Here is an 18,106-nt window from a genome sequence, read left to right on the forward strand (position 1 = left end):
AAAACCGTCGGCGGTCTGCCTCCTGACCCTTCCCCTCGCCCCCTCCCGCTAAGGCCACTGGTAACCGATGCCGCTCACCCTCGCCTCACTCGTCCAGCACTCGGCGCTCAAGCTCAGCGTCCGGGCCGGGGAGGGCCGCCTCGACACCCCGGTGCGCTGGGCCCACGTCAGCGAGCTCGCCGACCCCGTCCCCTATATGGAGGGCGGGGAGCTGCTCCTGATCACCGCGATGAAGCTCGACGCGGGGGACCCCGAGGAGATGCGCGCCTACGTGCGCCGCCTCGCCGCGGCCGGGGTCGTCGGCATCGGCTTCGCGATCGGCGTCAACTACGAGGAGATCCCCGAGGCGCTGGTCGAGGCCGCGCGCAGCGAGGACATGCCGCTGCTGGAGGTACCCCGGCGGACCCCCTTCCTGGCGATCAGCAAGGCGGTCTCCGCGGCCCTCGCGGCGGACCAGTACCGGGCCGTCACCGCCGGTTTCGAGGCCCAGCGGGAGCTGACGCGCGCCGCGCTCTCCGTCGACGGCCCCACCGAGCTGCTGGTGAAGCTGGCCGCGCACGTGCACGGCTGGGCCGCGCTGTACGACACCTCGGGCGCGGTCGTCGCGGCCGCCCCCGACTGGGCCGCGCGCCGCGCCGCCCGGCTCACCCCCGACGTGGAACGGCTGCGGGAGCGCCCGGCACCCGCGAGCGCCGTGGTCGGCGGCTCCGAGGACCGCGTGGAACTCCAGTCCCTGGGCACGGGCCGGCGGGCGCGCGGCGCGCTCGCCGTCGGCACCGCGGCCCCGCTGGGCACGGCCGAGCGGTACGCCGTCCACTCCGCGGTCGCACTGCTCACCCTCACCACCGAGCGCTCGCGCTCGCTGCACGACGCGGAGTCCCGGCTGGGGGCGGCGGTGCTGCGCATGCTGCTCGCGGGAGAGGCGGACCATGCCCGGTCCGTGGCCGGCGACCTGTACGGGGCCCTGCTGGAGGCACCGTTCCGGATCGTCGTGGCCGAGCCGGCCCTGGCGGGGACCGCCCAGCCGGAAGGCCTGGCGCTGCTGTCCGACACGGTGGAGTCGGCGGCCGCCCGGACCGGGGAGGCGCTGCTCGTCGTCCCGGAGGCGGGCCGGCTCGTGATCCTGGCCTCCGACGGGGGCGCAGCCGTCCAGGCGTGCGTGGACCACGCGGAGGTACTGGAGGCCCGGCGGGGCCGGGACGCGGCCGGGCCCGAGCCGGACGAACTGGTCGTCGGCCTGTCCGCGCCGGCCGGGGCGGGCGGTGTGGCGGCGGCCCTCAAGCAGGCCGACCAGGCCCTGGCCGTGGCCCGGCGCCGCGGCCGGCCGATGGTGGAGCACGAGGACATGGCGGCGGGCTCGGTCCTGCCGCTGCTGGCCGACGACGCCGTACGGGCCTTCGCGGACGGCACCCTGCGCGCCCTGCGGGAGCACGACGCGACCGGGCGCGGCGACCTGGTGGCCTCGCTCCAGGCCTGGCTCTCCCGCCACGGCCAGTGGGACGCGGCCGCCGCCGACCTCGGCGTGCACCGGCACACCCTGCGCTACCGGATGAAGCGGGTCGAGGAGATCCTCGGCCGCTCCCTGGAGGACCCCGACGTCCGCATGGAACTGTGGCTCGCCCTCAAGGCGACCTCGACCCCCGCCTAGGCCAGCAACGCTCACCCGGTCGGCCGGACAGTGACAAAGCGGCGAAGCGCGACGACCCGCCGCTCCATCAGGGACAAACGCCGAAAGGCCGACGGAGTTCTACGGTGGAGGGGTCAGGACCCACCGCACACTTCCGAAGGGCCGGGATTCGCATGACTTCCACCCACGCCTTCTGGCTCGCCGGCCGCCAGGCCACCGGCGAGGACAGCTTCGACGTCCACTCCCCGTGGGACGGCCGCCTGGTCGGCACCGTCAGCGTGCCCACCGACGAGCAGGTCGAAGAGGCCGTGGCCGCGGCGTACGCCGTGACGGCGGAGTTCTCCGCGACCCCCGCCCACGTACGGGCCGCCGCCCTGGACCACGTGTCCAAGCGACTCGTCGAGCGCACCGAGGAGATCGCCCAGCTGATCTCCGCCGAGAACGGCAAGCCCGTCAAGTGGGCCCGCGGTGAGGTCGGCCGTGCGGTGTCCGTGTTCCGCTTCGCCGCCGAAGAGGCCCGCCGCTTCAACGGCGGAGAGGCCCAGCGCCTCGACACCGACGCCGGTGGTGTCGGCCGTCTCGCGCTGACCCGCCGCTTCGTCAAGGGCCCGGTCCTCGGCATCGCGCCGTTCAACTTCCCGCTGAACCTGTGCGCCCACAAGGTGGCCCCGGCCATCGCCGTCGGCGCGCCGATCATCCTCAAGCCGGCCCCGGCCACGCCGCTGTCCGGCCTGATCCTCGGCGAGCTGCTCGCCGAGACCGACCTTCCGGCCGGCTCCTGGTCGGTCCTGCCGGTCGCCAACGACAAGATGCCGGCCCTGGTGAAGGACGAGCGCCTGCCCGTCATCTCCTTCACCGGCTCCGACACCGTCGGCTACGCCATCCAGCAGTCGGTGCCGCACAAGCACTGCACCCTGGAGCTCGGCGGCAACGCCGCGGCCGTCGTCCTGGACGACTGGTCCTCCGAGGCCGACCTCGACTGGGCCGCGACCCGTATCGCGACCTTCTCGAACTACCAGGCCGGCCAGTCCTGCATCTCCGTGCAGCGCGTGATCGCCGACGCCTCCGTCTACGACCGCCTCGTCGAGAAGGTCGTCGAGAAGGTCCAGGCCCAGGTCACCGGTGACCCGTCCGACTCGGCCACCGACGTCGGCCCGCTCGTCTCCGAGGCCGCCGCCCAGCGCGTCGAGTCCTGGGTCGACGAGGCCGTGGCCGGCGGAGCCAAGCTCCTCACCGGTGGCAAGCGTGCGGGTGCCTCGTACGAGCCCACCGTCCTGGCCCACGTGCCGGACGGCGTCAAGCTCGCCACCGAGGAGGTCTTCGGACCGGTCCTGACGCTGAAGAAGGTCGAGAACACCGACGAGGCCTTCGCCGCCGTCAACGACTCGAAGTTCGGTCTGCAGACCGGCGTCTTCACCCGCAACGTCCAGACCGCGTTCCGCGCCCACCGCGAGCTCGAGGTCGGCGGTGTGATCATCGGCGACGCGCCGTCCTACCGCGCCGACCAGATGCCGTACGGCGGCGTCAAGCAGTCCGGTGTGGGCCGCGAGGGCGTCCGCTACGCGATGGACGACTACACGTACGAGCGGGTCCTGGTCCTGACCGGCCTCGACATCTGATCTCGTACGGCCCAGAGCCGACGGCCGGAGCCTACTGTGCGGGGGCTCCGGCCGTCCCCTTTTTTCGGCGGGCTCGGTTCGCCTCCGGGGCGCCGGTGCCGGCTCCAGGGCGCCGTGCGTCCTCGGCACCGCTCGTTCCTCGCGCTTCCTGCGGGCGCCCGCCGTCCTTCGCCGCCGCGCCCCTTCGGCTCACTCGCCCGGCGCAGTCGCGCTGTCGGGCCGGAATTCCCCCGCTCGGCCCGCCCGGCTTTTCCCGGCGGGCAGGAGGGGGTACGACTCACAGGTAGCACCGGCCAGTAGGCCGGTACCACCGACTCCGGCGGCGAGGTGAGTCCCCTCATGTCCGCAACACAGCCCAAGGTGACCGAGCGCGAGGCACGGCAGGTCGCGGAGGCGGCCCGGGAACAGGACTGGCGCAAACCCAGTTTCGCCAAGGAACTGTTCCTCGGACGCTTCCGGCTCGACCTGATCCACCCCCATCCGCTCCCCGCCGACGAGGACGTCCGGCGGGGCGAGGCCTTCCTGGCCCGGCTGCGGGAGTTCTGCGAGACCCGCATCGACGGGGCCCGCATCGAGCGCGAGGCGAAGATCCCCGACGAGACCGTGCGCGGCCTCAAGGAGCTCGGCGCCCTCGGCATGAAGATCGACCCCAAGTACGGCGGCCTCGGTCTCACCCAGGTCTACTACAACAAGGCGCTGGCCCTCGTCGGCTCGGTGAGCCCGGCCATCGGGGCCCTGCTCTCCGCCCACCAGTCGATCGGCGTGCCCCAGCCGCTGAAGATGTTCGGCACCCAGGAGCAGAAGGACGCCTACCTGCCCCGCTGCGCCACCACCGCCATCAGCGCCTTCCTGCTCACCGAGCCCGACGTGGGGTCCGACCCGGCGCGCCTGGCCACCACGGCGGTCCCGGACGGCGACGACTACGTCCTCGACGGAGTGAAGCTGTGGACGACCAACGGGGTCGTCGCGGACCTGCTCGTCGTGATGGCCCGCGTCCCGAAGTCCGACGGCCACCGCGGCGGCATCACCGCCTTCGTGGTGGAGGCCGATTCGCCCGGCATCACCGTCGAGCACCGCAACGCCTTCATGGGCCTGCGCGGCCTGGAGAACGGCGTGACCCGCTTCCACCGGGTACGGGTCCCCGCGGCCCAGCGCATCGGCGCCGAGGGCGCCGGGCTCAAGATCGCCCTGACCACGCTCAACACCGGCCGGCTGTCCCTGCCCGCCATGTGCGTCGGCGCCGGCAAGTGGTGCCTGAAGATCGCCCGCGAGTGGTCCGGCGTCCGCGAGCAGTGGGGCCGGCCGGTCGCGCGGCACGAGGCGGTCGGCGCGAAGATCTCCTTCATCGCAGCCACCACCTTCGCCCTCGAAGCGGTGGTCGACCTCGCCTCCCAGATGGCCGACGAGGACCGCAACGACATCCGCATCGAGGCCGCCCTCGCCAAGCTCTACGGCTCCGAGATGGCCTGCCTGATGGCCGACGAACTGGTCCAGATCCGCGGCGGGCGCGGCTTCGAGACCGCCGAGTCCCTGGCCGCCCGCGGCGAACGCGCCGTCCCCGCCGAGCAGATGCTCCGCGACCTGCGCATCAACCGGATCTTCGAGGGCTCCACCGAGATCATGCACCTGCTGATCGCCCGCGAGGCCGTCGACGCCCACCTCTCGGTGGCGGGCGACCTCATCGACCCCGAGAAGGCACTCGGCGACAAGGCCAAGGCCACGGCCCGCGCCGCCGGGTTCTACGCCCGCTGGCTGCCCAAGCTCGCCACCGGCCCCGGCCAGGTGCCCGGCACCTACCGTGCCTTCCACCCCGGTGGCCATCCCGACCTCTCCACCCACCTGCGCTACGTGGAGCGCAGCGCCCGCAAACTCGCCCGCTCGACCTTCTACGCCATGTCCCGCTGGCAGGGCCGGATGGAGACCAAACAGGGCTTCCTCGGCCGCATCGTCGACATCGGCGCCGAGCTCTTCGCCATGAGCGCGGCCTGCGTCCGCGCCGAGCACCTGCGCGCCACCGGCGCCCACGGCCGCGAGGCCTACCAGCTGGCCGACGCCTTCTGCGAGCAGTCCCGGCTGCGCGTGGAGGAGCTCTTCGGCCGGCTCTGGTCCAACACCGACGGCCTCGACCGCAAGGTGGTCGCGGGCGTCCTGTCCGGCACCTACGCATGGCTGGAGGAGGGCGTCCTCGACCCCTCCGGCGAGGGCCCCTGGATCGCGGACGCGGCGCCCGGACCCTCGACCCGGAAAAACGTGCACCGCCCCATCCGCTGACCTGCGATCATCGCCGGACGTCGGACAGACGTACGAGGATGAGTTACGAGTACGGGTACTCGTACGAGCACAGCGCGAGGCGGACGAGAACGATGCCGACGGCCGAGGAAGACCGCACCAGCCGACGGCTGGCCTGGTGCGTGGCGCACCTGCTGCGCCACGCACCGGACCACGTCGTCACCGACATGATCGGCAGGCTGGACGAGCCCACCCGCAAGTACCTGTGCCGGGACGAGTGGCTGTCCGCCTCGACCGTCACCCTGCTGCTGCGCCACGGCGGCGCGGCCGACCGGACCTTCATCGCGCGCAACCCCCGCGTCGTGGGCCGGCCACTGCCCGGCCTGCCCGGACCGGCCCGCTACGCCCTGCGCCGCACACCGCCCGAACTCCTGCCGGTACTCCGCGCCGAACTCGGCCGGGACCCCGGTGAGGGACCGCTCGACGCGGCCGAACTGGCCGGCCTGCTGCGCCGGCACGGCAGGCGCGGGCCACGGGTCCCGCTGGACGTCCTGGCGCTGCACCACACGCCGGACCCGGAGCCGCTGCTCGCCGAGCACCTGCGCGAGCCGCTGCCGGCCGGCGCGGTCGAGGCCCTGCTGCTCGCCCTGGACCTGCCCCCGCGGACCGTCCACGCGTTCCTGGCCGTCCCCGCCGCGCCGCCGGACGGGCGCCGCTGGTACCGGCCCGCCGTCCGCGCCGTGCGGATGGGGGCGGTCACGCACGAGGAACTCGTCACCCACGTCGCCCCCGCGCACCGCACCCTGGTGCTCGCCCGCCTCCCCGACACCGACGGCCTGCGCTGGACCCTGCCCGAACAGGCCGGCATGCAGACGGCGGTCCTGCGGGCCCTGCGCCCGCTCGGCGACGACCCCCGCCAGTGGGCGGAGCTGCTCAGGCACGCCCCCGGCTACCGGGGCCCGCTGCCCGCGCTGGTCGCCGCCCTGGCCGACGGCACCGTGCCCGAAGCGGCAGACGCCGGTCCGCCCGGCCCCGACCTCGTCCGCGCGGTGCGCCACTTGGCCCCGACGGCCGCCGAGCCCTACGGGGGCGTGGAGCGCGAGCTGGCCCTGGCGAGCCTCGCCGTGCCGATGGACAGCGTCCAGGAGGACATCCGCTGGGTGCGCGACTGCATCGACCGGGGCCTGCTCACCGGACATGACGTGATCCGGCACAAGCTGCCGGCCTGCTGGGCCCTCGACCAGGACCACTGGCTCGGCGACGTGGACCATCCCGACCGGCACGACCGCCCCGCGGCCGTCCTCGCGTCCCACGCCGAGGCCGACCAGCTCCTGGCCCTCGCCCTCGACGAGGACCCCGAGGCCTGGTGGAGCGTCGCCAGGACGCTCCCGGAGTTCGCCGGAACGCTCCCGCACCTGCTCCTGCGGGTAACGGAAGGGGGCTCCGTGTCCGGCCGCTCATGACTTGCGGCAACAATGGGGGGCATGAGCGACCGCCCAGCCCCCCTCGCCGATCCGCACCTCCTCTTCGACCCCGCGGCCGGCCTCCGGGACATCGTCATCCTCGGGTCCACCGGGTCCATCGGGACCCAGGCCATCGACCTCGCCCTGCGCAACCCGGACCGGTTCCGGGTCACCGCCCTGTCCGCCGCCGGCGGGCGGGTGGAGCTGCTGGCCGAGCAGGCCCGGCTGCTGCGGGTCAAGACCGTGGCCGTCGCCCGCGAGGACGTCGTACCGGCCCTGAAAGAGGCGCTGAGCGCCCAGTACGGGCCGTCCGAGCCACTGCCCGAGATCCTGGCCGGTCCGGACGCCGCGGCCGAACTCGCCGCCTCCGAGTGCCACACGGTCCTCAACGGCATCACCGGTTCCATCGGCCTCGCGCCGACCCTCGCCGCACTGCGGGCGGGCCGGACCCTGGCCCTGGCCAACAAGGAGTCGCTGATCGTCGGCGGCCCGCTGGTCAAGGCCCTCGCGAAGCCCGGCCAGATCATTCCCGTGGACTCCGAGCACGCCGCGCTCTTCCAGGCACTGGCCGCCGGCACCCGGGCCGACGTCCGCAAGCTCGTGGTGACCGCCTCCGGCGGGCCCTTCCGCGGCCGCACCCGCGCCGAGCTCGCGACCGTGACCGTCCAGGACGCGCTCGCGCACCCCACCTGGGCCATGGGCCCGGTGATCACCGTGAACTCCGCGACCCTGGTCAACAAGGGGCTGGAGGTCATCGAGGCCCACCTGCTCTACGACATCCCCTTCGACCGCATCGAGGTCGTGGTCCATCCGCAGTCCTACGTGCACTCGATGGTGGAGTTCACCGACGGCTCCACGCTCGCCCAGGCCACCCCGCCGGACATGCGCGGCCCGATCGCGATCGGCCTCGGCTGGCCCGAGCGGATCCCGGACGCCGCCCCCGCCTTCGACTGGTCCAAGGCCTCCACCTGGGAGTTCTTCCCGCTGGACACCGAGGCCTTCCCGTCGGTGGGCCTCGCCCGGCACGTGGGCACCCTCGGCGGAACCGCCCCGGCCGTGTTCAACGCGGCCAACGAGGAGTGCGTGGAAGCATTCCTGGCAGGTCGGCTGCCGTTCACAGCAATCATGGATACGGTCTCTGCCGTGGTCGACGAGCACGGGACGCCTGAGTCGGGAACCTCCCTGACGGTCCAGGACGTCCTTGAAGCAGAGGCCTGGGCCAGGGCCCGGGCGCGGGAGATGGCGGCACGGGCCGCCGTGGAGGCGCGCGCATGACACTACTGATGACGGTGCTCGGGGTCGTGGTCTTCGCGGTCGGCCTGCTGGTCTCCATCGCCTGGCACGAGCTGGGGCACCTCTCCACGGCCAAGATCTTCGGCATTCGCGTGCCGCAGTACATGGTGGGCTTCGGGCCGACCATCTGGTCGCGGAGGAAGGGCGAGACCGAGTACGGGATCAAGGCCATCCCGATGGGCGGCTACATCCGCATGATCGGGATGTTCCCGCCCGGCGAGGACGGCAAGGTCACCGCCCGCTCCACCTCGCCGTTCCGGTCGATGATCGAGGACGCGCGCTCGGCCGCGTACGAGGAGCTCCAGCCCGGGGACGAGAGCCGGCTCTTCTACACGCGCAAGCCGTGGAAGCGCGTGATCGTGATGTTCGCCGGTCCGTTCATGAACCTGATCCTGGCCGTGGCGATCTTCCTCACGACCTTGATGACCTTCGGGCTCAACACCCAGACCACCTCGGTCGCCACCGTCTCGGACTGCGTCATCCAGCAGAGCGAGAAGCGCGACAAGTGCGCCCCCGGCGACCCGGCCGCCCCCGCCAAGGCCGCGGGCCTCAAGGCGGGTGACAAGATCGTCGCCTTCAACGGCCGGTCGGTCGGCGACTGGTCCGCCCTGCAGAAGGACATCCGCGCCACCGTCGGCCCCGCCACGATCACGGTGGAGCGGGCCGGACAGCGCGTGGACCTCAAGGCGAACCTGATCGAGAACAAGGTCGCCAAGACGGACGGCAGCGGCCGGTACGTCAAGGACGAGTATGTCACCGCGGGTTTCCTCGGCTTCGCACCCGCCTCCGGCTACGTCCCGCAGTCCTTCGGCCAGTCCGTCGAGCGCATGGGCGAGATGATGGAGGCCGGCGTGCAGTCGCTGGTCGCCCTGCCCTCCAAGGTCCCGGACCTGTGGAACGCGGCGTTCAACGGGGCCGAGCGCAAGCAGGACAGCCCGATGGGCGTCGTCGGCGCGGCGCGCGTCAGCGGTGAGATCTTCACCCTCGACATCCCCGCCCAGCACCAGCTGGTCTTCTTCCTCAACCTGCTGGCCGGCTTCAACCTCTCGCTGTTCCTCTTCAACATGCTGCCGCTGCTCCCGCTCGACGGCGGGCACATCGCCGGCGCCCTGTGGGAATCGCTCCGGCGCACCGTCGCACGGGTCTTCCGGCGCCCCGACCCCGGCCCGTTCGACGTGGCGAAGCTGATGCCCGTCGCGTACGTGGTCGCGGGCCTGTTCATCTGCTTCACCCTGCTGGTGATGGTCGCGGACGTGGTCAACCCGATCAAGATCACCTAGTTTGCGGGGGCCGTACCCCATGCGTACCGGAGCCGGGCACGGATCGTGCCCGGCTCCCTACGTTCGGGTGCCACACCCCCTCGGATGCACGGCCCGCCCCCGGGTTGGCGTAATCTCGAAGCCTGGAGCCCGCCGATCTCGGGACCTTGATCCACACCTTGGGGTTGCACAGCAGATGACTGCCATCTCTCTCGGAATGCCGGCCGTGCCGACGAAGCTTGCCGACCGCAGGGTCAGCCGCAAGATCCAGGTCGGCAAGGTGGCCGTCGGCGGCGACTCGCAGATCTCCGTCCAGTCGATGACCACCACCAGGACCTCCGACATCGGGGCGACGCTCCAGCAGATCGCCGAGCTCACCGCCTCCGGCTGCGACATCGTCCGCGTGGCGTGCCCGACCCAGGACGACGCCGACGCGCTCGCCGTGATCGCCAAGAAGTCGCAGATTCCGGTCATCGCCGACATCCACTTCCAGCCGAAGTACGTGTTCGCCGCGATCGACGCCGGCTGCGCCGCGGTCCGCGTGAACCCGGGCAACATCAAGCAGTTCGACGACAAGGTCAAGGAGATCGCGAAGGCCGCGAACGAGACCCGCACGCCGATCCGCATCGGTGTGAACGCCGGCTCCCTCGACGCCCGACTGCTGAAGAAGTACGGCAAGGCCACCCCCGAGGCGCTGGTCGAGTCCGCGCTGTGGGAGGCCTCCCTCTTCGAGGAGCACGGCTTCGGCGACATCAAGATCTCGGTCAAGCACAACGACCCGGTCGTCATGGTCAACGCCTACCGCCAGCTCGCCGCCGCCTGCGACTACCCGCTGCACCTGGGCGTCACCGAGGCCGGACCCGCCTTCCAGGGCACCATCAAGTCCGCGGTCGCCTTCGGCGCGCTGCTCTCCGAGGGCATCGGCGACACCATCCGCGTCTCCCTCTCCGCCCCGCCGGCGGAGGAGGTCAAGGTCGGCATCCAGATCCTGGAGTCCCTGAACCTCAAGCCGCGCCGCCTGGAGATCGTCTCCTGCCCGTCCTGCGGCCGCGCCCAGGTCGACGTCTACAAGCTGGCCGAGGAGGTCACGGCGGGCCTGGAGGGCATGGAGGTCCCGCTGCGCGTCGCGGTCATGGGCTGCGTCGTCAACGGCCCCGGCGAGGCCCGTGAGGCCGACCTCGGCGTCGCCTCCGGCAACGGCAAGGGCCAGATCTTCGTGAAGGGCGAGGTCATCAAGACCGTCCCCGAGTCGAAGATCGTGGAGACCCTCATCGAAGAGGCCATGAAGATCGCGGCGCAGATGGAGGCGGACGGCATCACCAGCGGCGAGCCCACCGTCGCCATCGGCGTCTGAGTCTCCGGTCTCGGCTCGCCTCCGGGGCGCCCGTTGCCGGCTCTTCGGCTCGCTCGCCCGGCACGCTCCGTCAGTGGCCCCGGCACCGTTCCCGCAGTTCGGGGGCGGTCCGGGGCCCTTTCGTGACCTCGGACGCGGCATCCCCGGGCCCCGCCGGGTACAGTGCGGAGATCAGTAGACCTGCATGGTGAGGCCCCAGTGTTGACGCAGACCACCACCCGGGTCCTTGAGCCCAGTGATCTCGACGCCGCGATGGAAATCCTCGGACGCGAGCCGGTCGAGAACGCCTTCGTCACCTCCCGGGTCCAGGTCGCCGGGCTCGACCCCTGGCGTCTGGGCGGCGAGATGTGGGGCTGGTACGCCGACGGCGAGCTCCGCTCGCTCTGCTACGCGGGCGCCAACCTGGTCCCCGTCTGCGCCGGACCCGACGCCGTACGCGCCTTCGCCGAGCGGGCCCGCCGCACCGGCCGCCGCTGCTCCTCCATCGTCGGCCCCGCCGAGGCCACCCGGCTGCTGTGGCAGCTCCTGGAGCCCAGCTGGGGTCCGGCCCGCGAGATCCGCTCCCACCAGCCGCTCATGGTCATCGAACGCCCGTCCACCACGGTCGAGGCCGACCCGCGGGTCCGCCGGATCCGCAAGGACGAGATGGACCTGATCATGCCCGCCTGCGTGGCCATGTTCACCGAAGAGGTCGGCATCTCGCCGATGGCCGGGGACGGCGGGCTGCTCTACCAGGCACGCGTCGCCGAGCTCGTCGCCGGCGGCCGTTCCTTCGCCCGCGTCGACGACGGCAAGGTCGTCTTCAAGGCCGAGATCGGCGCCGCCACCCCCCGCGCCTGCCAGATCCAGGGCGTGTGGGTGGACCCCGAGTTCCGCGGCCTCGGCCACTCGGAGACCGGGATGGCCGCCGTCGTCGAGTACGCCCTGAGGGACGTGGCCCCCGTGGTCAGCCTGTACGTCAACGATTTCAACACCGCAGCGCGGGCGGCCTACCGCCGCGTGGGCTTCCGCGAGGTCGGCGCGTTCATGAGCGTCCTCTTCTGACCCGGTTCCGGCGCCCCGTTCCCGCACGCGGCCACACCTGATCCGAAAGGCGGGCCACGGACCCCTGCTGCGGCATTCCGGCAGCCCCGTACCGCGAAGTAAGGTCGCCGCATGCTGCCTTCCGGAGTCCGAATCGGTCCCCTCGACCTCGCCGCCCGCGTGGACGAGGCCCTGCGCGTGCAGGCCGTCGCCTTCGGCCTCAGCGAGGAGGAGGTCGGCATCCGGCGCTACATCGTCCAGCGCCACATGACCTGCCGCGGCGCCCGCGCCCTCGGGGCGTTCGCCGAGGACGGCGCGCTCACCGGATTCGTGTACGGGATGCCGAACGACCGCACCCACTGGTGGTCCACCATCGTCGAGCCCTACCTGCGGGCCGGCGGGTACGACGACTGGCTCGACGGGTCCTTCGTGATCACCGAGCTGCACGTCCACCCCGGCTTCCAGGGCCACGGCGTCGGCCGCGCCCTCATCACCGGCATCACCGACGAGGCCGCCGAGCCCCGCTCGATCCTCTCCGCCATCGACACCGAGAGCCCCGCCCGCGGCCTCTACCGCACCCTCGGTTACACCGACCTCGCCCGCCAGGTCCACTTCCCGAGCGCGAGCATGCCGTACGCCGTCATGGGCGCCACCCTGCCGCTGAACAGGCCCTGAAACCGGTACCGCGGGCCGTCGGGCCCCCGGTAATCTCCCGACATGTCTACGCAACACGTGCAGCGCATGTCCCGCCTCATGGCCAAGACCCTCCGCGAGGACCCGGCCGACGCCGAAACCCTCAGCCACCGGCTCCTGGTCCGCGCCGGCTACGTCCGGCGCAGTTCGGCCGGGGTGTGGACGTGGCTGCCGCTCGGCAAGCGGGTCCTGGACAACGTCTCACGCGTCGTCCGCGAGGAGATGGACGCGATCGGGGCCCAGGAGGTGCTGCTCCCGGCCCTGCTGCCCAAGGAGCCGTACGAGGTCAGCGGGCGCTGGTCGGAGTACGGCGACCTGCTCTTCCGGCTCAAGGACCGCAAGGGCGCGGACTACCTGCTGGGCCCGACGCACGAGGAGATCTTCACCCTCGTGGTGAAGGACCAGTGCACCTCCTACAAGGACCTGCCGGTCATGCTGTACCAGATCCAGACCAAGTACCGCGACGAGGCGCGGCCCCGGTCCGGGGTGCTGCGCGGGCGCGAGTTCCAGATGAAGGACTCGTACTCCTTCGACGTGTCCGAGGAGGGACTGGAGGAGTCCTACCGGCTCCACCGCGAGGCGTACGTCCGCATCTTCGAGCGGCTCGGCCTGGACCACCGGATCGTGTCGGCAGTGTCGGGCGCGATGGGCGGCTCGGCGTCGGAGGAGTTCCTGGCCCCTGCCGGGGCGGGCGAGGACACCTTCGTGGACTGCCCCTCGTGCGACTACGCGGCGAACACGGAGGCCGTGACCTTCGCCCTCGCCCCCGTCCCCGTCTCCGCGGAGCACCCGGCGCTGGAGGAGGTGGACACCCCGGACACCCCGACGATCGAGACCCTGGCCGCCCACCTGGGCGTACCCGCCTCGGCGACGCTGAAGAACCTCCTCGTCAAGGTCGACGGCGAGATCACGGCCGTGGGCGTGCCGGGGGACCGGGAGGTGGACCTCGGCAAGCTGGGCGAGCACCTGGCCCCGGCGGTGGTGGAACTGGTGACGGCCGAGGACTTCGAGGGCCGCCCGGACCTCGTGCGCGGCTACGTCGGCCCGCAGGGTCTGGAGAAGGTCCGCTACCTGGCCGACCCGCGGGTCGCGCCCGGCACCTCGTGGGTGACGGGGGCCAACCGGGCGGACACGCACGCCCGGAACGTGGTCTGCGGGCGGGACTTCGAGGTCGACCGCTACCTGGACGTGGTGGTCGTGGAGCCGGGCGACCCCTGCCCGTCCTGCGGAGCGGGCCTGAAGCTCGACCGGGCCATCGAGATCGGGCACATCTTCCAGCTGGGCCGCAAGTACGCGGACGCCTTCGGGCTGGACGTCCTGGGCCGCGAGGGCAAGCCGGTCCGGGTCACGATGGGCTCCTACGGCATCGGCGTCTCCCGCGCGGTGGCGGCGCTGGCCGAGCAGACGGCGGACGAGCGCGGCCTGTGCTGGCCCGCGGCGGTGGCCCCGGCCGACGTCCACGTGGTGGCGGCGGGCAAGGCGGTGCCGCTCGCGCTCGCGGAGGAGGCGGCGACGGCCCTGGCCGCGGCGGGTCTGCGGGTGCTGCTGGACGACCGTCCCGGCATGTCGCCCGGCGTGAAGCTCACGGACGCGGAACTGATCGGCGTGCCGTGGATCCTGGTGGCGGGCCGCCGCTCCGCCGACGGGATCGTCGAACTCCAGCACCGTGCGTCGGGCACCCGCGAGGAACTTCCGCTGGCGGAAGCCCTCGCCCGCCTGACCCGGTAGCCCGGCGGAGCCCCGGCTTCCCGGGGCTCCGCTCCGGACCCCGTGCCTCGAACGCCGGCGGGGCCGGATATGCCCGGCCGGATCGGCACGGAGCCGGCCGGCTGGGTTGCCCGACCGCAATCCCAGCCCCGCGGGCGATTGAGGCGCGGGTCCGGGCGGAGCCCGGGGAACGGGGGAAGGACGGGTCGGGGACGGCTCCGCGCAGCGGCTACTCGCGCAGCCCGTCCCGCTCCTCCTGCGGCGGCGGCGCGTCCAGCATCAGCCCGTCCACCGGCCCACCGAGCGCGTCCGGCACCGGAGCTCCGTCGAGCGCGTCGGCAGCCGCGTCGGCGACCTCGGCCGGCCCGGGGCCTTCGGAAGCCGGGCCGGCCGGGGCCGGTTCCTCCCGCGCCGAAGCCGCCGCGGGCGGCGGAACCGCGCGCTCGAGGAAGCGCAGCAGCTCCACCGGGAACGGCAGCACCAGCGTGGAGTTCTTCTCGGCGGCGACCGCCACGATCGTGTGCAGCAGGCGCAGCTGCAACGCCGCCGGCTGCTCCGACATGACCTCCGCCGCCTCGGCGAGCTTGTGCGAGGCCTGCAGCTCCGCGTCCGCGTTGATCACACGGGCCCGGCGCTCCCGGTCCGCCTCGGCCTGCCGGGCCATCGACCGCTTCATCGTCTCCGGCAGCGAGACGTCCTTGATCTCGACCCGGTCGATCTGCACGCCCCAGCCCACCGCCGGGCTGTCGATCATCAGCTCCAGGCCCTGGTTGAGCATCTCCCGGTTGGACAGCAGATCGTCCAGGTCGGACTTTCCGATGATCGACCTGAGTGAGGTCTGCGCCATCTGCGACACCGCGAAGCGGTAGTCCTCCACCGCCACGATCGCGCTCGCCGGGTCGACGACCTTGAAGTACACGACCGCGTCCACCCGCACCGTGACGTTGTCCCGGGTGATGCCCTCCTGCGCGGGCACCGGCAGCGTCACGATCTGCATGTTCACCTTGCGGAGCCGTTCCACGAAGGGAACGATCGTCGTGAAACCGGGCTGGCGGATCTCCTCGCGCAGCCTGCCGAAGCGGAAGACCAGGCCCCGCTCGTACTGCTTCACCACCCGGGCCGCGGCGCCCACGTAGACCACGGCGGCCACACCCGTGGCGATGGCCGCTGTCAGCAGTTCTTCGACCATGACGGCCCCCTGCCGGACATACCTCGATATCTACGGTATGCCCTACAACCAGGCCGCGAACTCCAGCAGCAGCTCCGCGTCGCGGCGCCGACCGGCAGCCAGTGCGCGGTTGCCCGACTCCACCGCCCGGAACAGCGTCCAGCCCCGCAGCCGCTCCCGGTCCACGTCCAGCGCGTCCGCCAGCTTGTTCACCCGGCGCCGGGCCCCCGCCGCGCCCGCGGAGGACGCCACCTGGTCCTCCAGCCGGTCCCGGACCAGCCGGGCCAGGTCGTACGCCCGCTCGCCGACCAGCGGGTCGGGGCCCACCGTCAGCCACGGGGCCCGCTCGCCCGCCAGGACCTTGCCCTGCCGGAAGTTCCCGTGCAGCAGCAGTTCCTCCGGGGGCGCCGCCACCAGCTCCGCCCGCATCGCCAGCGCCGTGTCCGCCAGGGCCCGGGCCTCCGCCGGGGCCGCCCGCAGGGCCGCCGACTGCCATTCGGTGCGCTCCGCCACCGTCTCCCACCCGTGCCCGGCCGGCGGCGCCACCCACAGCCTGCGCAGCGTGCCGCTCGCCTCCAGCAGGGCCTTCGCCTCCGGCAGCGACCGCAGCGAGACCTCTGGGTGCAGCCGCTCCAGCAGCAGCGCCCCGTCGTCGTCGTGATGCCGCGTGTCGAGGACCCGTACGGCCCCGAAACCGCCCCAGTGGGCCAGCGCGGCCAGCTCGCGGTCGGGCCGGGCGTGCGGCGGCGCCAGCTTCAGCGCGGCCGGGGTCCCGTCGGCGTACGTGACGAGGACCACCAGGCTGCTGCGGCCGCCCGGGGCCTGCACCCGCCGGGCCTCCACCCCGCGCCGGGACAGCGCGGCCTCGGTGAGTCGGGGCAGCTGCCCCAGCCAGTCCTTGTCCTGCGCCGTCTCCGGCATCTCGCCGAGCGCCCGTACAAGCCGCTGCGGCGGTTCGAAAGCCATGCGTGCGTGGTCCCTTTCAGCTGTGCTGGGCCCGTTGCGCCTCGTCAGCGCGTTCCGTGAGCCCAGGGAAGGCTACGCCGACACCACGCCAGCGTGCCGCGCGCACTGCCGCCGCGCTCAGCGCGTCGGCCGCCTCGCGGCGCAGCGGACCCTCCGCCGCGCGCACCAGATCGGAGTACGCGCCGGCCACCCGGTCCTCGATCTCGGCAGCCAGCCGCTCGGCGTCGGCCTGGGTGCGCACCTCGAACGGCAGGGCGTACGCGGCCTCCGCGGGCCGGGGCGCGCCGCCCAGCTCCCGCACGGTCCGGGCGAGCGCGTCGCGTCGCGCGAGGTGGCCGCCGTACGACTCCCGGGCCTGCGTGGCGCGGGCGCCGGCGGACCGGGCGCCGATCACCCCGTAGCCGTACGCGGCCGCGTGTTCGGCGGCGAGCGCGGCCTGGGCGGCCTCCAGGGCCCGGCCGGCGGAGGAGGGTTCGGGCTTCACGAGGTGGCTCCGGGGTTCGAGGTCAGCAGGTACGCGTGCACGGCGCCGCAGGCGGCCACGGAGGCCAGCAGCCGGGCCAGCTCCCCGGGGGCCCCGGCCAGGTCGATGGTCCGCGATTCGGACAGGCTCCGCTCGGCGTCCGCGAGCGCGGTCAGCGCCTCGTCGGGCTTCGGCGGCACCGGCTCGCCGCTCGCCGCGGGCGCGGCGGCCCCCGTACCGCCGGACCGGGACGGGGAGGGGGACGGCGGGGCCGAAGGAGTGGGGGACAGGGCCGCGGTGTGGGCGGCGACGGCGGCGCGCAGCGGAGCGAGCCGCGAGGCCAGCGCCGGATGGGCGGCCGCCGTGCTGTCGTAACGTTCCAGCAGACGCGCACTGTCACGAACGGCCGCCTCCCGCATCCGCCGTTCGAGTGGAACCGTGAGGGCGGCGTCCGTCGCGGGGCCGTCGGAGCACCCGGTCAGCAGCGCGGCGCCGGCCGCGCCGGCCGCACCGGCGAGCAGGCTCCTGCGCGAGGGTCTCGAAGGCAGAGTCCAGGACACGGCGACGTCCTCCGGGTGATGACGGGGCTGATGGCGGGGCAGGGTGTGATCACGGTACCCGGGGCCTTGTCCACAGGGCGGACGGCAACACCCTCCGACACCGGATACCCTTTGACCTGACACACGACGGAAACCACAACAGCACACGCGGCCGAGGAGTCACCCGGATGAGCACCACCCAGAGCGACAGGCTGCGCGGACTGCTGGAGCCGCTCGTCGCCGCCAGGGGCCTGGACCTCGAAGAGATCGAGATGACGCGGGCGGGCAAGCGCCGGATGCTGCGGATCATCGTGGACTCCGACGAGGGCGTGGAGCTGGACGCGTGTGCCGAGCTGAGTCGCGAGGTCTCCGACAAGCTCGACGAAACCGATGTGATGGGTGAGGACGAGTACGTCCTCGAAGTCAGCTCGCCGGGCGCCGACCGCCCGCTGACCGAGCACCGCCACTACGTACGGGCCGTCGGCCGCCTCGTGAAGTTCCAGCTGTCCGCCGAGGGCGAGAAGGGGACCGGGGAACTGGTCGCCCGGATCCTGGGCGTCGACGACGAGGGCATGGACCTCGAAGTACCGGGCGTGAAGGGCCGCAAGGCGACCGCCCGGCGTATCGCATTCACCGACATCGCCAAGGCGCGTGTCGAGATCGAGTTCAACCGCAAGGACAAGAAGGAAGAGGAGGCGTAGCC

General features: G+C 72.8%; 15 protein-coding genes. 11 read left to right on the top strand and 4 right to left on the bottom strand.

Going from position 1 to position 18,106, the window contains the following annotated elements; translation table 11 throughout:
- Positions 1 to 67: 67 nt before the first annotated feature.
- From ACXNSR_RS27985 to ACXNSR_RS28030, 10 genes are all read left to right on the top strand, one after another.
- Positions 68 to 1,648 (top strand): PucR family transcriptional regulator, encoded by a 1,581-nt coding sequence (locus ACXNSR_RS27985; protein ID WP_458638141.1) that lies wholly within the window; start codon positions 68 to 70, stop codon positions 1,646 to 1,648.
- A 152-nt stretch (positions 1,649 to 1,800) separates the two neighbouring features.
- On the top strand, positions 1,801 to 3,246 hold the full coding sequence (locus ACXNSR_RS27990; protein ID WP_458638142.1) for an aldehyde dehydrogenase family protein: 1,446 nt from the start codon (positions 1,801 to 1,803) through the stop codon (positions 3,244 to 3,246).
- A gap of 339 nt (positions 3,247 to 3,585) precedes the next feature.
- Positions 3,586 to 5,517: an acyl-CoA dehydrogenase family protein gene (locus tag ACXNSR_RS27995; protein WP_458638143.1), complete on the top strand. Its 1,932-nt coding sequence runs from the start codon at positions 3,586 to 3,588 to the stop codon at positions 5,515 to 5,517.
- Positions 5,518 to 5,555: 38 nt separating this feature from the next.
- Positions 5,556 to 6,938, top strand: a complete 1,383-nt coding sequence (locus ACXNSR_RS28000) for a hypothetical protein (protein ID WP_458638144.1) — start codon at positions 5,556 to 5,558, stop codon at positions 6,936 to 6,938.
- A gap of 21 nt (positions 6,939 to 6,959) precedes the next feature.
- Positions 6,960 to 8,213 (top strand): 1-deoxy-D-xylulose-5-phosphate reductoisomerase, encoded by a 1,254-nt coding sequence (gene dxr, locus ACXNSR_RS28005; protein ID WP_458638145.1) that lies wholly within the window; start codon positions 6,960 to 6,962, stop codon positions 8,211 to 8,213.
- Complete coding sequence (locus ACXNSR_RS28010) at positions 8,210 to 9,511, top strand: M50 family metallopeptidase (protein WP_458638146.1); 1,302 nt, start codon at positions 8,210 to 8,212, stop codon at positions 9,509 to 9,511. Before dxr ends, ACXNSR_RS28010 begins: the two co-directional genes overlap by 4 nt.
- 175 nt (positions 9,512 to 9,686) lie before the next feature.
- The gene (gene ispG / locus ACXNSR_RS28015) at positions 9,687 to 10,844 is read left to right on the top strand and encodes a flavodoxin-dependent (E)-4-hydroxy-3-methylbut-2-enyl-diphosphate synthase (protein WP_030651122.1); all 1,158 of its coding nucleotides are present in this window, start codon (positions 9,687 to 9,689) and stop codon (positions 10,842 to 10,844) included.
- Positions 10,845 to 11,045: 201 nt separating this feature from the next.
- Complete coding sequence (locus ACXNSR_RS28020) at positions 11,046 to 11,888, top strand: GNAT family N-acetyltransferase (protein ID WP_458643414.1); 843 nt, start codon at positions 11,046 to 11,048, stop codon at positions 11,886 to 11,888.
- Between the two features lie 111 nt (positions 11,889 to 11,999).
- Positions 12,000 to 12,542 (top strand): GNAT family N-acetyltransferase, encoded by a 543-nt coding sequence (locus ACXNSR_RS28025; protein ID WP_458638147.1) that lies wholly within the window; start codon positions 12,000 to 12,002, stop codon positions 12,540 to 12,542.
- Between the two features lie 42 nt (positions 12,543 to 12,584).
- A complete protein-coding gene (locus ACXNSR_RS28030) occupies positions 12,585 to 14,288 on the top strand; it encodes a proline--tRNA ligase (RefSeq protein ID WP_458638148.1) in 1,704 nt (567 codons plus the stop codon).
- A gap of 208 nt (positions 14,289 to 14,496) precedes the next feature.
- On the opposite strand, the gene ACXNSR_RS28035 is transcribed toward ACXNSR_RS28030, so the two are convergent.
- Genes ACXNSR_RS28035 through ACXNSR_RS28050 form a run of 4 tightly spaced genes read right to left on the bottom strand, consistent with a single transcriptional unit; the run spans position 14,497 to position 17,424 of the window.
- Positions 14,497 to 15,456: a slipin family protein gene (locus ACXNSR_RS28035; RefSeq protein WP_458638149.1), complete on the bottom strand. Its 960-nt coding sequence runs from the start codon at positions 15,454 to 15,456 to the stop codon at positions 14,497 to 14,499.
- Between the two features lie 42 nt (positions 15,457 to 15,498).
- A complete protein-coding gene (locus ACXNSR_RS28040; protein ID WP_458638150.1) occupies positions 15,499 to 16,401 on the bottom strand; it encodes an aminoglycoside phosphotransferase family protein in 903 nt (300 codons plus the stop codon).
- A gap of 16 nt (positions 16,402 to 16,417) precedes the next feature.
- Positions 16,418 to 16,885, bottom strand: coding sequence for a ferritin-like domain-containing protein (locus ACXNSR_RS28045; protein ID WP_458638151.1), 468 nt, complete (start codon positions 16,883 to 16,885; stop codon positions 16,418 to 16,420).
- Entirely contained in the window at positions 16,882 to 17,424 is a 543-nt protein-coding gene (locus ACXNSR_RS28050) for a hypothetical protein (protein ID WP_458638152.1), read from the bottom strand. The genes ACXNSR_RS28045 and ACXNSR_RS28050 overlap by 4 nt, the downstream gene beginning before the upstream one ends.
- Before the next feature lie 167 nt (positions 17,425 to 17,591).
- Here ACXNSR_RS28050 and rimP point away from each other — a divergent pair, with 167 nt between their 5' ends.
- The gene (gene rimP, locus ACXNSR_RS28055; protein WP_458638153.1) at positions 17,592 to 18,104 is read left to right on the top strand and encodes a ribosome maturation factor RimP; all 513 of its coding nucleotides are present in this window, start codon (positions 17,592 to 17,594) and stop codon (positions 18,102 to 18,104) included.
- The last annotated feature ends 2 nt before the right edge of the window (positions 18,105 to 18,106 follow it).

It is taken from the genome of Streptomyces sp. NC-S4, assembly GCF_054353315.1.